The organism is Viscerimonas tarda (assembly GCF_054601255.1).
Genome location: NZ_BAAHWV010000032.1, coordinates 18,030 through 34,826 on the forward strand (window position 1 = coordinate 18,030; position 16,797 = coordinate 34,826).

Genomic DNA, 16,797 nt, shown 5'->3' on the forward strand with positions numbered 1-16,797 from the left:
CAACATTTTTTTTCTGGACAATGGTTAATGATCGTAGCTTAATAATTAAGGCTGAACGGCTTACAATCTGTTCACATCTTCGGGGCAATTTTAGAACCACTATTACGGATGAGATTCCTCCCTAAGCCCCCCCACCCCCCGTAGGGGGGATTTCAAAAGCCTCCCCTACGGGGAGGTTTGGAGGGGCTTCGCCGCCACTTCCTCATCCCCTCTCCCAAAAAGGAGACCGTCATTCCGACCAAAGGGAGGAATCTCCTGCTCATATCAGCAACTTTACCGAAAGGCATAAGCAGTAAAATTTTTCATGCGGTTGCCCTGGGGCAACAGCTGTGCTTTTTTATCTATAATAACAGAAATCATATACTAAAAAACATGGCAACACCTCCTGAAAATCAGTTTTGGAAATCGCGGGACAATCGCAAAAAGAATATTATCTTCGAGTCGCCCGAGTCGTTACTCCAAGCAGCATACGAGTATTTTGACTGGTGCGATAAGCATACCTGGTATAAGCAAGAAGCCGTGAAGTCGGGGCAAGGCATGGGCACTATTATCAGCGTGCCGGTGGTGCGTCCTTATTCGCTGGGCGGATTATGCATCTACCTGGGATGCAGTCAAAGCTTCTTCAACAAGTTTAAGCAATCGTGCAGCAGCGAATTTGCCGAAGCAATAGGACGCATCGAAAATATTATCGAAACCCAACAATTTGAAGGCATCAGTCTCGGGATGTTTAACACAGCCATCACCAACCGGAAAATCAAAGACGAACACGAAGAATCGACTGTGAATAAGGGAATTATGCTGAATATAGAGGTCATTGATGAGGAAACAAAAAAAGAATTAAAAGCTTTGTGCAAAAAACTAAAAAAATAATTGAATTTTCGTGCAACCTTTTGAAGGTTTTTGCATCTATGTAGTATAAGAGGGATTTTCTTACACAAAATGCACATACGCTAATGAAGGCAAAATTACTTTTGGGATTAAGCATCGTCTGTTTTCTGACGAATGCATTGTCGTGCAAAGACGATGACCCTATGTGGAGGTTAACAAGCATAGATGTTAAGAACATGAACAACGAAGGAGAACAGCCTTTTGCCTCCGACGATTCGATACGGAAAGAAGCGTATGCCATAGATATATTGTACGTAGGACGAAACCTGGACAATATGACGGATTACAGCCGAATCGACTTCAAGAATTGTAAGGATACAATAATTGAACAAAAGATACTGTGTAACACCAATTTAGACGAAAACTATTTAGCCGGAAGCGATGTTACCAAGCTATTTAAGCCACTTTATGGGAGGTTTGCCGAAAACAGCTCGGAGCTGAAATGGTATGGCGGAACATTTATTTTACACCATACTCCACAGCCCGGAATCCATTCTTTCAGGGTATGCGTGTATTTAGGTAACGGAACAATTATTGAACAAAATACCCGTCCGGTAAAGTTGTACTGACCCAATGAAGCGACTGTTTTCACTGTTTTTCATTTTTTTTGTGCTTGTGCAGGTTTGTCAGGCGCAATCAAAAAAGTTATCCATTGATACTTATTTGGAGCAGAACTTCATTTTGGGCAAATGGTCGCCGGACAAGCGTTTGGCCGATCCCTTAATCAAGGAATCAATGGATATGGTTTCCCGAATCAATTACCATCTAACAAAATCTGCCGGTCTTTGGGGACAATTGTCGATGGTTTTCGGTCATGGCAGCAAAATGGAATCGGGCGAAAACTACCTGAATATATTCAACAATATTGATTTGGATAATTATTACCTGAAAGATACCGAATTTTACAGGCGCATTAACTACGTGCCGTCGATGAGAATAGCTACCGGCGTATTCCTTAATATGCGCTACAAAAGATGGAAAGTAACGCCTTATTTTGGCGCTGGTTTTGAAAGCCTTAACACAGCCAAGATAAGTTACCACCTGAAAGAAAAAGGGAAAAACGATGTCGATATTTTCAGCTATACATGGGGAGGTCAAAATCCCTTTACTTTTCTTGGATTTATGACCGGAGAAACAAAATTCTCCTACACAATATACCCCAAACGGGAACTGTTTATAGGCCTCGCCTACCGCCAATACTGGTCGAAACCCGAGTTCAGGAGCACAAGAGAGGATTATTACAGAGACAAGAAAAAGGAAATCCGCGAAAAAGAAATTACCAAAGGAAAACCGGTTAATGCTTTAGGCATCAGCATCGGTATAAATTTCAGAAGATAAGCGAGTGAAGTCCTAAAATTTTAGTACTACTGTTACGAATGAGATTCCTCCCTTTGGTCGGAATGACTCGCCCATTGGTGGTTTAAGGGATGAGGAAGCGGCGGCTTCGCCGCCGCTTCCTCATCCACTCTCCCCAAAAGGAGACCGTCATTCCGACCAAAGGGAGGAATCTCCTGCTCATATCAGCAACTTTACCGAAAGGCATAAGCAGTAAAATTTTTCAAGGTTTGCCCTGGCGTTCTTATGAGGCAGCCTCTACAGTTTATATTCTTCTATTTTTGCGTAGCATAACTTATATAATTACACAACAATTTTCTCGCCACTTCTGCCGGATTGGAACTGTTATCCAGGTTGTTGGCTATATCCAGGGTGGAGAAGATAACTTTACCTTTTCCGCATGGAATAACTCCGACAGCTGTCCCCAACTCGAATGGGGTACTCCGGTAGGAGCCTACAACCATTTCCTCGCCTTCGATACGGAATCCGGTGCGGCGGTCGCCATCACGCACCAAGGCTTGATATGGCCAGTTCAGGGCGGTATTGACGGGCAACCCTTTGAACAGCGGGTGATCTTTTACAAAATGGATGCCACCCACCCAGTTTTTACCCACAACATACGAGCCTTTGTATTCAACTCCGGTATTCCCTGCAACGATTTCCATCCACGAGTCTGCCGATTCCAGCAAAATCAGGGTGGTTCCATCGTTCTTCACCCGGTCGATAAGCGCCTGGGGAGCAATGGCCGATGTGCCCGGGCGCGACCATTCCAGCTGAATGTTTCCCGAAGTTTGCATCTGACGGTATTCCACCCTTATGGCAACCGGCTTGCCTGCTTCAAGACTTGCCGGACGTTGCAGCGAAACTTCTTTTGTGTTGTGCCATTCGTCTATAACGCGTTGTCCATCAATATATAATCGAATGCCACGGTTGGAACTCAAGCCGATCAGATATTGCCCCGATTCGGCAGGAAGAATATTCCCCTCCCATACTGCCGAAAACGATTGATTGGCCGGAACAGACGGGTCGGGTTGTGCGCCTTCGGCAAAATTTCGTTCGATGCGCGTATCGGTTTGTGTGGAAGCCAAATCGCCCATATCATCATCCTTATAGAATTTGAGTTGAAGGTCTTTGAGGAAGGCCGCATCTATCAGTTGGGGTGCATCCAGCGAGGGACGCGAAACGATAATCCAGTCCAGTTTGCCCAAACCGGTCTTATATGCCGCCAAGTCTTTGCCGGTTTCTTTTTTATAGAATGCCGCCACTTTATCGTCCGCCTTGCCATAATAGGCTCCGTTGCCGGTGATGTTCTTTCCGCTCCAGTCAACGCCAAGCGCTTTATCGTTTCCCTCGGCCAGAACTTTGCGGGAAGCGTCCAATAAACGGGCTTCGATGCTGTACATACCCTCTGTTCCGTTCAGGGGCAGAATCGCATTTTCCCATAACAACTGACCGAATGTTTCTCCTCCCTCTACGTCCACCTTTTTTTCCTCTTTATACACCTGCCGACCATCAGGAGTTACTACGGCAATTTGCAAAATATAATTACCTTTCAGGTCTTTCTCGTTCACGATATAGAAATCGACCGGAACACTGCCGGGCAATTTCACAATCTGACTGCGGGGCGAAACAGCCACATACAAGGGCTGGGTATAGTAGGAAAGCGCCGATGCATCGCCTTTCGGATTGCGGTAAATATCCACAATACCCGAATGGTTGTCGTAGGGCATGGCTTCCCAGCCGTTTATGGCATAAACATCGCCGGTGTTCTGCATCCGCATTCCCTGAATACGTCTTCCCTGATGCTCGAGTTGTACATTTCCCATCGAGCGGGTTAATGCATCTATTGTCCCGAAATAAGGCTTCAGGTTTTTCTTCCCGAACAGTTTTTCAAATGCCTTGTATTGAGTTTGCCAGAACTTCCCGTCCCAACCGGTAATATGCGTTGTAGCAATTTCTTCGTTTATTTTTTCGATGCGCGGAGGGGTTGAGATGGCTCCTTCTTCTCCCCGCATATAAATTTCCGTCCGGTTGTTGGTGTACATCAGGTTTTCTTCGGGACTTTTATAATACTCCTCCAACCATGTTTCGGGGCCGCCTGCACGATGGTTGTCGAACCAGCCTCTACGGTACAACGTTTCGTCGAAAGGTCGCAAATGCGCCTTTGAATCTTCCTCGCTGTCTTCTTTGCCTGCCCATCCCGATGTAAAGGTCATCACGCGGCTGGGGTCTATGGCGTGGGCAATCTGCATGTCTTTCATCCGTTTCTCCACCAGTTCCTTATCCCGCGACAGTACTCCGCCGAACTCGTTTATCAGGTTGTAGATTATCAAGCTGGGGTGGCTGCGATCGCGGCGAACCATTCGTTGCAGTTTCTCATTCACAATTGCCTGGATAAATGGGTCGTGATTGGCCGAGTGAAAAGAACCCGGTTCCTCGAAATACAAGAATCCTGCTTCGTCCGCCTTTTCCAGCACAACAGGACTTCCGATGCTGCGGTGAAAATTAAGCATATTCAAGCCCAGATTCCGGGCGGTTGTAACCTGTCTTTCCGCCATTTCGGGCGTAGCTATCAGGCCTGTTACCGGCCAATAACCCCAACTGATGGCTGTGCGAAGCATTATTCGCCGTCCGTTCAGCCGTAGAACAGCATCCTGACCAATGCCTTCGGGTGCAAACCAGCGGAATCCGAATGTTTCCTTATCGCTGTCGGCCACTTGTTTACCGTCTTTCAACAGAATTTCGCAAACGTACAGATTGGGTTTATCCAAATCCCACAATCTGGCATCGGGGACGTTTACCGGAATAGTCAGCGTCCGTTCTCCCTTGGCAAACGCCTCTTTATTTAGTTGTTGCCTGAATACAATTTTACTTGGATTGGCCTTTTCTTTTACCAGTAGCTCAACATCTCTTTTCAGGGGAGACGAAGACAGATTATTCACCGAAACAATGGCATTTACCTTTGTAATGGCAGGCGTATTCTGCATGTAAATATCCGAAATATACAAGGGCGAAACCGCTTCGAGCTTCACCCGCCCGATAATTCCGCCGAATCCTCGTCCGGGAGGAATCAGGTTTTCGTTCCACTTCAGCCTGTCGAAATCCTGCCAATGGAAGTTTCCGCCGGGGTTTGTTACCCGAACAGCCAGGGTTTGTTGCCGACCGGCACGCACAGCGCCGGTTATATCGGCCTGAAAAGGAGATTCGCCAATAAGGTCGTAGGCAACCAGTTGGCCATCAAGATACACTTCGGCGCGCATCCTTACCGATTCAAAGCTGATAATAAAGCGTTTGTCTTTAAGCTCAGCCGGTATTTCCAGTGTGCGAAACCACCAGCTTACGCCCACAAAATTTTCGGGCCGGGGATAATCGGAGGTCGTCAGGTATTCTTCAACCGTGCCGGGGACGCTCACGCTGAGGCCTGCCGATTCGTTCAGCACATTCCAACCGCCTGTGGGTGCATTTACCGGCAGTTTCGATAAATCTTTCGCCTCATCCGGCAAATAGAGTTTGTCGTTTTTCCAACTGGCTTCTTTGTCCAGACACAACCGCCAACCGGCGCCCGACAAGTTTATCGCAGTACGGCCTTCAGCATTTTTATTCTGTCCGACCAAAGAAACGGACATGCAAAACAAAACAGAAATGAGAATAAGAGATGAAATTCGTTTTTTCATGATGGATTAAAGTTTAATAGCTATTGTTAAATCAGCCCCCTGAATCCCCCTTCGGGGAATTTCTGATCCTTCCCTACGGGCAGGCTTGGAGGGGCTTTAATACGATTCGCTCTGATTAGGAAAATCTCCTGATTTTACGTCTTTGATGTATCCTTGTACAGCACCGGTCATCACCGTAAATAAATCGGCGTAACGGCGCAGGAATTTGGGCGAAAAATTTTTGTTGATGCCCAGCATGTCGTGTATCACCAGCACCTGCCCGTCGGTATGCATACCTGCTCCTATTCCGATGGTGGGAATGCTTGTTTTTTGGGTTACTTGTTTGGCTAAATCTGCCGGAATTTTTTCGAGAACGACGGCAAAACAGCCGGTTTCTTCCAGCAGGCAAGCGTCGTCAATCAGCTTATGCGCCTCTTTTTCGTCCTTTGCCCGCACGTTGTATGTTCCGTATTTGTTTATTGATTGCGGCATCAGGCCTAAATGTCCCATTACGGGTATGCCGGCATCTATAATTTTTTTGATGTCGGCAATTATTTCTTTTCCGCCTTCTATTTTCAGTGCATCAGCGCCGGTTTCTTTCATTATGCGGATAGCGGCCTCCAAGGATTTTCCGGGGTTGCCCGAGCAGGTGCCGAAGGGCATATCTACGACTACCAGTGCACGTTTTGCCCCATTCACAACCGATTTTCCGTGGTAAATCATTTGGTCGAGCGTCATCGGGAGGGTGGTTATATTACCCGCCATTACGTTTGAAGCCGAATCGCCCACAAGGATAACATCCAAGCCTGCCTGATCGGCAATGCTCGCCATGGAATAATCGTAGGATGTGAGCATGGCAATTTTTTCGCCCCGCTGTTTCATTTCAATCAGGCGATGTGTTGTAACTTTTCTAGTGTCTTCGGTGTATGTTGACATTGCTTTTACGTTTATTTTGATCGGACAAATGTATGTATTTTTTTAGTAGTGTGGTATTTTGAGGCGTTAAATATATCACATTTTTTCCTACCGGAAATAAATTTTCTCAAAACTTTTTTCTACCTTGCGCGGCTATTACGAAACAACCACTGAAAAACCTTAGTTAGAAAATGAAAATAGGACTATTTATTCCTTGTTACGTCAACGCCATCTACCCCGAAGTGGGCGTTGCTACCTACAAGTTACTCAAACACTTGGGTGTTGATCCCGATTACCCTCTCGACCAAACCTGTTGCGGACAACCTATGGCAAATGCCGGATTTGAAGGCAAATCGCTTCCTTTGGCCAAACAATTTGAAAAACAATTCGGCGAATACGATTACATTGTGGGACCATCGGCCAGCTGCGTCGCTTTTGTGAAAGAAAATTTCCCTTCGATACTGGAAAAAGAGGGGCATTTGTGCCAGACAAGCGGCAAAATATACGATGTATGCGAATTTTTACACGACATACTGAAAGTTGATAAACTTCCGGGGAAATTCCCGCACAAAGTGAGCGTGCACAATAGCTGCCACGGGGTGAGGGAGTTAAATCTTTCGGCGGCGAGCGAATTAAATATTCCGCGCTATTCAAAAATCAAAGACCTCCTGTCCAAAGTAGAAAGCATTGAAGTATTTGAGCCAAAAAAAGTGGACGAATGCTGCGGATTCGGCGGAATGTTTTCGGTTGAAGAACCCGGCGTTTCGGTGTGCATGGGTCAGGATAAAATAAAGAACCATATCGCCACCGGAGCCGAATACATTACCGGAGCCGACAGTTCGTGCCTGATGCACATGACGGGAATTATCGAAAGAGAAAAGTTCCCCATCAAGACTATTCATGTAATACAAATTTTATCGGCAGGACTATGAGTACAAAACATACAAAAGCAGCCAACCGTTTTTTAGGAAACAAAGAACAGGCTGCATGGCATAACGAAACGCTGTGGTTTGTCCGCGAAAAAAGGGACAGGATGGCCATGTATATTCCCGAATGGGAAGAACTGAGGGATTTGTCCAGCAAAATAAAGATGCACACGGTGAGCCACCTCGACCACTACCTCGACCTGTTTGCCACCAATGCCGAAAAAAACGGCATTATTGTACATTGGGCAAAAGATGCCCGCGAGCACAACGATATTGTCTATAAAATACTGGCGGAACATCAGGTGAAGAAGCTGGTGAAAAGCAAATCGATGCTCACGGAAGAATGCCATCTGAATCCTTACCTGATTGAGAGAGGAATAGATGTGGTGGAGAGCGACCTGGGCGAACGCATCCTTCAGTTGCTGAACCAGCCGCCCAGCCACATTGTGATGCCGGCCATCCACATGAAACGGCAGGAAGTGGGACATCTCTTTGAAGAAAAACTGGGAACAGAAAAAGGAAACAGCGACCCAACCTACCTCACCCGGGCAGCACGCGCACACCTGAGGCAGGAATTTCTGACCGCCGATGCCGGTATGACCGGGGCAAACTTTGGCGTTGCGGCTACCGGCGATATTGTTGTTTGCACCAACGAAGGCAATGCCGATATGGGCACATCGCTGCCCAAGCTACATATTGTGTCGATGGGTATGGAGAAGGTGATTCCCGACCTCAATTCCTTGTCGGTATATACCCGCTTATTGGCGCGATCGGCCACCGGTCAACCCTCAACCGCCTACACTTCGCACTTCCGCAAGCCAAGGGAAGGGAGCGAAATGCATCTGGTAATTGTGGACAACGGACGGAGCGAAATACTGAGCAACGACGACCATATTCAAACCCTGAAATGCATCCGCTGCGGGGCTTGCATGAATACCTGTCCGGTGTATCGCCGAAGTGGCGGATATTCCTACACTTACTTCATTCCGGGGCCTATTGGCGTCAATCTGGGAATGTTGAAATCGCCGGAGGAATACTTCGACAATGTATCGGCCTGTTCGCTTTGCTTTTCGTGCAACAATGTATGTCCGGCCAAAATAGACCTGGGCAATCAGATATATAAGTGGCGGCAAGACCTCGACTCGTTGCACAAAGCCGACAAGATGAAGAAAGTGATGTCGGTGGGGATGAAATTCTTATTCCAGCATCCTTCATTGTTCAAGACCGGATTGAAGCTGGCGCCCATTGTCAATCATGCACCTCGTTTTGCGCTCTACAACGGACTGAATGAGTGGGGAAAAGGGCGGGAATTGCCCCAATTTGCCGGTGAATCTTTTTCCGCCTTGTGGAAAAAGGGGAAAGTTCAAAACGCTAAATAAAAAAAAGCCATGAGTAGCAAAGAAGATATATTAAACAACGTAAAACGGCATATCAGCGCCCAATACGATATGCCCGAGATAAACATAACCGGCATACAATTTGCCGACAAAATCGCTAAATTTATTGAGGTAAGCAAATCGGTAGGCGGCGACGCCATCGTGTTGGAAGCAGGAGAGAATGTCAACGATATAATAAAAAGCCTCTATCCCGAAGCCAAAACAATCGCCTCCAACCTGCCCGAAATAAGCATTGCCACACTAAACCCCGACAGCATCGCCGACCCGCACGAACTGAACGGGACCGATTTGTCGATTGTACAGGCCGAAGTTGGCGTGGCCGAAAACGGCTGCGTTTGGATACCGCAGAATGTACGGCAAAAAGTAGTTTACTTCATCTCCGAATACCTGGTTATTCTGCTGGATAAAGATAAGTTAGTCAACAACATGCACGAAGCATACAAGCAAATTCCATTCAGCGACAAAGGATTCGGCGTATTTATCTCAGGCCCCTCGAAGACTGCCGATATAGAACAGGCGCTGGTTGTCGGCGCACATGGGGCCAAGGGGGTGATTGTTATATTGAGGTAAAAGCCCCTCCATCCTCCCCATAGGGGAGGCTAAGTTCGGCGTAGGCGGAAGCATTGCCGCGGGTTTAAGGCTGAAAGCCTTTCAGCCTTAGCCTTACGGCTATCAAAATTACCATTTTTCAAAACACTTCATTCGCGGCAACGAGGCTGTCTCGAAAGAACGCGAATTACGCAGATTACACAAATTTACGCAAATAAACCACTATATCTTTTTCTTATTTAATTGAAATTCAACAATAAATAAATTGCGATAATTCGCGTAATCTGCGTAATTTGCGTTCTTTCGAGACAGCCCCACGGGTATAAAAGGGGCTATTATTTCACCATCTTGGCCGTATATACACCTTCACTGGTCGAGATGCGGGTGATGTACAAGCCATCCGGTAGCGTATCAATCGGGTATTTGGCTTGATTGTCTGCAAACTCCTTGACCTTCAATCCCGAAACATCGAAGAGTTCAACTTTGTTTACCTGATTACTTTTTGCATCTATAAACAAGCAGGAATCATAGACGTATGCAAACGGGGAATCGGCTTTCTTTACTTGCGAAATGCCTACATCGCTGTGCAAACCGCCTGCATCTATTTTCTTATAGAATGCCACACAGAAGTTATACAGCGGATAGGGCTGGTCGTAGATTACTTGTCCAGCGGCATTTTTGGGTTCTTCCCGAGGACGAAGGGTTAAATTATTCAGCCGTGGATAATAGAAATCACCGGACCCTGTTTTTTTATCCAAATCTTCGTACTTGTAAAATGCGCTATACGGATCGCTGTCCCTCAGATTTCCCGATTGGATGTCGATACCGGCATAGCTGATTTCGATGGCATCCGTTTGAGCTATTTTTTTGCTCAATTTCAGCGCCACGCAATCTCCGGCAATTGTAACTTTGCTTACCGTAACTTTTGCGTTATTCAGTTTTACTTCAAAACCATTGCCCGTTCTTTTGGCAATCAGGCGTTCGTCCAATACCAAAGGCGGATATGGCACATGGAATTGAATCTTTATTTCATCCTGATTGTCTGTGCTGTAATACCCAATGGGGTGCAAAGGTTTGAATTCTTCCTTCAGTATCTGCGTTTTGTAATACACTTTGCCAAGCATTTCGCCGTACCACCTGTAACCATTTGAATTCAGATGAGCGCCCGATGTGGGTAGCGTACCCGGATATACGGGGCCTGCACATATTATGTCATCGTATTCGTTGCTGGCCTCTAATTGAGCCATGGCGATAGGCAGGTCGTAGAAATTCCGAAGAAATTGACCGCTTGTCTGGTAGGTGATGAACACCGGTTTTTCCGCCTGTCTGTATTTGCTGACAGCGTCGTTCTGCATATCATTTTTCAGCTGAACCATCAAGGCTTTGTATTCATCTTTTGACGTGGTATATCCATTTGTGTTTGCTACACAGTTGCTCTCTCCCTGCATCCAGAAAATAGCGGGGCAAACTATTTTTGTCATGGATTGCCCGGCAATAGTTGCTGCACTGTTCATTGCCAACAGCGCCTGATTACCATAGAGAGTACCCGTTGATTTGGAGAGTTGTTCTATCGCTGTTCCGCCTGTTCCGCAGGAAGTTGCCAGCATTTTGGAGGCATATTCCGTCCCTTTTGTTTTCAGCTGGATATGATTGACCGCCCCAACTACCGGGTTATCGCCAATAGAATTGTAATTGAGGTCTGTTGTCGCTTTCGATCCGGCAATATTTGCTACCAGCGGATTGAATTTCACCAAATCGGCGGCAGGATGTCCGTAGTTGATCCATACCTGACTTCCAATCATGTAGTTCCCTTCCACATTGTCCACCGACAAGGGCGGATAAGATTGTTCTCCTGCCGACAAACTCTGTCCGTACATGATGAAATGCTGGTACAAATCAACATATTCTTTGTCCGACAGCGATGGGTCAACAGCTCCGGCGGCACATTTTTCATCCGTAAAGGTTCGTATTTTTCCCGACTGGTCGGTATATACTTTCAAATCTTTCAGGTATTGTGCATCAGCTTTAGTTATGGCATCCGAATTATCGGTCAGCGGAATGCTGTTCTGCGAGGCGATGTAACCGGCATAAGGCTTGGCTAAACCGGCCGCTTGGGTAGTTCCATAGTTCAGTGTATTGTTGAACAAAACCTGGTCGGTATAGGTCGCCGATCCGCTGAACGAGCCAACAAAGGAATTACGCAGAAAGAAATCGTCTCCCTCGCTATTGTAATCGTAATTGGTCGTTATATCGGCATACAGGCCACCGGTCGTAGCGCTGTTATCCTCAATAATACAATTATATACATAGCGCTTCAGGTTTTTTGAGTCGCGGAACGAAATGCCCGGCCCGTGTCCGGCATTGCCTTTCGTTTTATTTTCCACAATCGTGTTATTCACCAGCTGCACCGAACTGCCAGTCTGGCCGCCCGACACAAAAACAGCGCCACCGTAAGCGCTTGCCGTATTACCGTAAATGGTAGTATTTACAACCTGAACCTGAAGACTATAGGCTGCTGTTCCGTCATTTATAAAAATACCGCCTCCGCCGCTGGTAGTCGATTCGTTGTTGGCGATTAGCGAGTTTGTTATCTTTACGATATTGCTATTGGCCGCCGTTGTGTTGTTTATGGTTATGCCACCGCCTTGCAGCAAGGCTTTGTTGTTTCTGACGATACATTGATCGGCCGAAAAACCGTTGGTAATATTAATGTAAATCCCTCCTCCCGAAGAACTTGCAACGGTGGTCAGGTCGTTGTTTTCTATCAAACAAAATTTCATATTCACTTTAGAGTCAACACCGGCATGAACTCCGCCTCCTTTTGGAGCCTTGTTATTTCTAAACTCGCAGTTCCAGATGTTTCCGGTAGAGCGATAGATATGCAGCGTTCCGGTTGAGGTGGATACGTTACTGGTGAAAATGCAATCCTCAAAGTTTACTATTCCGGTCGAGTTCAATACCCTGATTGCTCCGCCTTCGTTACTGTATCCGTTTTTAACGGTCAGATTCTTGAAGGTAGCTTCGCCCGTAAATCCTTGAAAATTGATAACGCGCGTCTTATTTCCGCCATCAAAGCCGGAGTTCTCTTTTGAATCGCCTTCGATAGTAAAATAAGCTTTCTTTGTCCAAAGAATGCCCGCGTTATCTGCTATTTCTTTCGACATGTCAATAAATCCCGAAACTTTAATCGTGCATCCGCTTCCTGTAGCCGGAACAAGATCCAAGGCTTTGGTTAAGCTTGCGACTGCTTTTTCGGGTGTTGAGCCATCGTTGTCGTTATTCCCCGACGGCGAAAGATAGATGTCGTTGGCCGACACAGCAAGCGAAAGGCAAAACAATACAAGGCAGGTCGCCAGTTTAAATATATTTTTCATGTTTATGAGTGATTAATTCAATATTATCTTTTGCACTTTTGTTTCGTTGGCCGATTGAACTCTGACAATGTAGATACCGGCAGTCAAGCCCGACAAATTGTAGCTTTTTCTGGCCAGTATTCCGTTCTCTAAATTCTTAACAAGTCCGCCCGATATGCCGAACAAGTCAATCGAAACAGGCTTGGCATCGGAAACAGCCACCTGCAAGGTTGAACCGGTTTGCGAGATTTTAATATCGTTGCCGCTCTTAGCCGAATTGATACCCGATTCAATTCCATTCAGGGGCGCTTCATAATTATCCTCTCCTTCGGGTATTGAATAGAAGAAAGTTACCGAAAAATTGTAGAGCGGATAAGGTTTTCCAAAAATAGATTGTCCGTTGGCATCTTTCGGAAATCCGTTGGTGGGAGTAAGCGATGCTTTTTCGCCACAATGAGGGAAAACAAAGTTGCCTTCTCCATCTTTCAAATCGGGATTTTCGTAGTTGAAGAATGAGGGATAATCATCGCTGTCTCTCAGATTTCCATGCCCGCGCCAGCTGGCAGTTGTTCCGGCATACGAAACCTCTATTTTTCCCGACAAATTGTTGCTGCAAGTCAGTAGCACGCAATCGCCGTCGATAGTTACACTGCTTATCGTTTGCTTAACTCCGTTGTTGAAAACTTCAAAACCATAGTCGGTTACTTTGGTCAGCGTATTGGTATCCAGCACCAGAGGCAACTTCGGCACCAAAAATTTCACAATCACACGTTTGGCATTCGATGCATCTCTCAACAATTCTTTCGGCTGAAGCGGTTTGAAGTCTTCGCCCAGCACCTTTGTCCGGTAATAAACTTTCGCCATCATTTCTCCAAACCAACGATAGCCGTTACCATCGAGGTGAATACCAAAATCGCTTGCCGGATAAACCGGGCCAACACAGAAAACATCTTCGTTTTCGTTTGAAACTTCTAATAAGGCCTTGCTGATTTCTGCTTCCCTGGTTTTTTGGGCGACACATTGATAGGTATAGAAAACAGGATTCTTAGCCTGTTTGTACTTGCTTTTTGCATCCGATTGCATATCGTTCTTCAATTTCATCAAGGCGGCTTTGTAGTCGTTTTTAGGTGTTTCGTTGGCTGCATCAGTCTCGCCTTGCATCCAGAAAATGGCCGGACAAGTGATTGTGCTTCCCGTTCTGGCGGTTATGCTGTAAGCGGCTTTCAGGGCGGCAGGATAGTCGAAATACAGGGTGTTCCCCTTCGATAGCGAAGCGATGCTGGCTCCTCCTTTTCCGGCGGAAGTGGCTATGAAGCGGTTATCTATTTCGGGAGACTCGCTTGCTTGTTTCAACCTGAGATGATTGACCAGGCCAGTTACCGGACATTCGCCCATTCTTGGTTCGGCGAAAGCGCTGGTCGAAACCAGCGGATTCAGCTTGTCGAATGTGCGGTTTCCGTAGTTAATCCACACCTGGTCGCCAATCATGTAATTGCCAGCCACATTGTTGGTTGATAACGAATAATACGACTCGTCGCCAATCGAAAGGCTTTGTCCGTAGATAATGAAATGCTCGTAGGTATGCGGGTCGGGTTCTATGGCAAATGGGGCCGACACTTCAACGGCTCCTATGGCGCATCTATCGCTGACGAACGCGCGTACGTTCCCCAACTGGTCGGTAGAAATGCCCAAATCGTCCCGGAGGTATTTGGCATCTCCCCCCTCAATGGCATCCGAGTCAAAGTTCAACGGAATGCTGTTTTGCGAGGCGATGTAATCGGCGCCGGGCGTTGCCAAACCGGCAAGCTTGGTGGCTCCATACCTTATTTTGTTGTTGTATTCCGGCGAATCGGTGTATGTACCGGCTACAAACTGGCCTATATACGAATTGCGCAGGAAAAAATCCTCGGCTCCGTCGTTGAAATTGTAATTGGATGTTATATCGCCATATTGCGTATTTCCCCCGTTAATGGCCGTATTATCTTCTAAAATACAATTATATATATAGCGTTTCAGGTTCTTTGAATCACGAAAATTGATGCCCGCTCCGTGTCCGCCGTTGCCCCGTGTCTGGTTTTCGGCAATGGTAGTATTCACCAGTTTCACCGAGCTGCCGGTTTGACCGCCCGACACAAAAATTCCCCCGCCATAACTGTTCGACAGGTTTTTATACAATGTAGAATTGACAATCAGCGCCTGAAGGGTATTGTTTGCCGTTCCGTCATTGATAAAGATACCGCCGCCTGCACTGTTTACCGTTTCGTTGGCGGCTATCAGCGTGTTGGTGATGCTTATAAGCTTGTTGTTGGCCGCTGTTGTGCCGTTTATCACGATAGCGCCGCCCTGGTTCAGCGCTTTGTTGTTTTTGATGATACAATTGTCGATGCTAACCCCATTTGTTCCCGTAACGAAAATAGCGCCACCGGTAGAATTTGCTACCGATGAAAGATCGTTATCCGCTATCAAGGAAGATGTTATATTCAATTTTGCATCGGCGTTGGCATAGACTGCCCCACCCTGTCGGGCCTTGTTGTTCGTAAATTCGGAATTGCTGATGTTTACATTGGATTTGTTTACGTGCAGGGTGCCGGTGGTGGTGGTGGAGTTATTGCTGATGATACAGTTGTCCAAAGCCACCGTTCCGCTCGAATTGGCGACTCTGATTGCCGCGCCTTCGGTACTCGAACCGTTTTTGATAGTCAGGCTTTTGAATGTAGCTTCTCCGGTAAAGTCCTGAAAATTAATGATGCGTGTAGCATTTCCCCCGTCAAAGCCGGACGTTTCTTTTGAGTCGCCCTCTACGCTGAAATAAACTTTCTTGTTCCAAAGAATACCGGCGTTGTTCGATACCTCCTTCGAAATATCAATAAATCCCGACACCTTGATAATGTGTCCGTTGCCGGTTGTTGGAATCAAGTCCAAGGCTTTGGTTAAGGTGGCTACGGCTGTTCCGGCAGTTAAGCCATCGTTGCTGTTATTACCTGAGGATGAAAGATAAATGTCGTTTGCCGACGCACAAAGCGAAATGCAAAACAACACAAAACACAGTTGTAATTTTAGAGTATTCATTTTCATGGGTATTATTTTTTTTGCAAATGTAGGCGGCAATTATTAATTTTCTGAAAGACTATCTATTAATTTCGTATTAATATTTTATTAAACTGAAATTAATAACACAAACCAACCATAATTCTACAATAAGTACCGTTCGGATTGTTGGAATATAGACGGCTACATTAATGTACATTCTACAATAAGTCAGCCACGGCGAACAAGGAAATTGAATCCGCGTAGGGGCGAGGTTCGCTCGCCCGACACACAGAGAACGCAAATTACGCAGATTACGCGGATTTTCGCAAATAATTTTCTCCGTTCAACTGTCATTGCGGGCCCTGACCCGCAATCCACCGTGCATGGCACAAATCCCGTACATTGCAGAACCTCTCAGTAGAGACGTGGCACGCCACGTCTCTACACAATTGGGTGTAGGGGCAGACCTGTGTGTCTGCCCGAATATTGCATAAGGGGATTGCGGGTCGGAGCCCGCAAAGACAACGACAATAGCGACATAACAAAATCTCAAAAAGCGCTCCCTCCCCTCTCCAAGATGGAGAGGGGCCGGGGGTGAGGATGATTGCGCACAGGGCTGAGCTTTGAATTCTTACCAACAATTATACATTCCTACCTTTTCAATCGCATTTTCAACTTTTTTTCACAAAATCACTTGTTATGTAATAAAAACACATTACATTTGACGACTGCTTTGAATGCTTTCGCTATT

At 46.3% G+C, this 16,797-nt stretch carries 10 protein-coding genes; 6 read left to right on the forward strand and 4 right to left on the reverse strand.

What is annotated here, in order from left to right:
• Positions 1–372 precede the first annotated feature (372 nt).
• From ACYPWY_RS12590 to ACYPWY_RS12600, 3 genes are all read left to right on the forward strand, one after another.
• Positions 373–870 carry a terminase small subunit gene (locus ACYPWY_RS12590; protein ID WP_459685884.1) on the forward strand — a complete coding sequence of 166 codons (498 nt, stop codon included), beginning with the start codon at positions 373–375 and terminating at the stop codon, positions 868–870.
• 83 nt (positions 871–953) lie between these two features.
• Positions 954–1,457 (forward strand): hypothetical protein, encoded by a 504-nt coding sequence (locus ACYPWY_RS12595; protein WP_459685885.1) that lies wholly within the window; start codon positions 954–956, stop codon positions 1,455–1,457.
• Positions 1,458–1,461: 4 nt separating this feature from the next.
• Complete coding sequence (locus tag ACYPWY_RS12600) at positions 1,462–2,226, forward strand: hypothetical protein (protein ID WP_459685886.1); 765 nt, start codon at positions 1,462–1,464, stop codon at positions 2,224–2,226.
• Positions 2,227–2,498: 272 nt separating this feature from the next.
• Here the strand turns inward: ACYPWY_RS12600 and ACYPWY_RS12605 are convergent, their stop codons facing one another.
• Both ACYPWY_RS12605 and panB read right to left on the reverse strand, forming a co-directional pair.
• On the reverse strand, positions 2,499–5,897 hold the full coding sequence (locus ACYPWY_RS12605) for a PA14 domain-containing protein (protein WP_459685887.1): 3,399 nt from the start codon (positions 5,895–5,897) through the stop codon (positions 2,499–2,501).
• 96 nt (positions 5,898–5,993) lie between these two features.
• Complete coding sequence (panB, locus tag ACYPWY_RS12610; RefSeq protein WP_459685888.1) at positions 5,994–6,812, reverse strand: 3-methyl-2-oxobutanoate hydroxymethyltransferase; 819 nt, start codon at positions 6,810–6,812, stop codon at positions 5,994–5,996.
• A 170-nt stretch (positions 6,813–6,982) separates the two neighbouring features.
• On the opposite strand from panB, the gene ACYPWY_RS12615 reads away from it, so the two are divergent.
• From ACYPWY_RS12615 to ACYPWY_RS12625, 3 genes are all read left to right on the forward strand, one after another.
• A complete protein-coding gene (locus tag ACYPWY_RS12615; RefSeq protein ID WP_459685889.1) occupies positions 6,983–7,723 on the forward strand; it encodes a (Fe-S)-binding protein in 741 nt (246 codons plus the stop codon).
• Positions 7,720–9,096 (forward strand): lactate utilization protein B, encoded by a 1,377-nt coding sequence (locus tag ACYPWY_RS12620; protein WP_459685890.1) that lies wholly within the window; start codon positions 7,720–7,722, stop codon positions 9,094–9,096. Before ACYPWY_RS12615 ends, ACYPWY_RS12620 begins: the two co-directional genes overlap by 4 nt.
• 69 nt (positions 9,097–9,165) lie before the next feature.
• A complete protein-coding gene (locus ACYPWY_RS12625) occupies positions 9,166–9,684 on the forward strand; it encodes a LutC/YkgG family protein (RefSeq protein ID WP_459685893.1) in 519 nt (172 codons plus the stop codon).
• A 314-nt stretch (positions 9,685–9,998) separates the two neighbouring features.
• Here ACYPWY_RS12625 and ACYPWY_RS12630 read toward each other — a convergent pair whose 3' ends face one another.
• Entirely contained in the window at positions 9,999–13,037 is a 3,039-nt protein-coding gene (locus ACYPWY_RS12630) for a sialate O-acetylesterase (RefSeq protein WP_459685891.1), read from the reverse strand.
• Positions 13,038–13,049: 12 nt separating this feature from the next.
• Entirely contained in the window at positions 13,050–16,091 is a 3,042-nt protein-coding gene (locus ACYPWY_RS12635; protein ID WP_459685892.1) for a sialate O-acetylesterase, read from the reverse strand.
• Positions 16,092–16,797 lie beyond the last annotated feature (706 nt).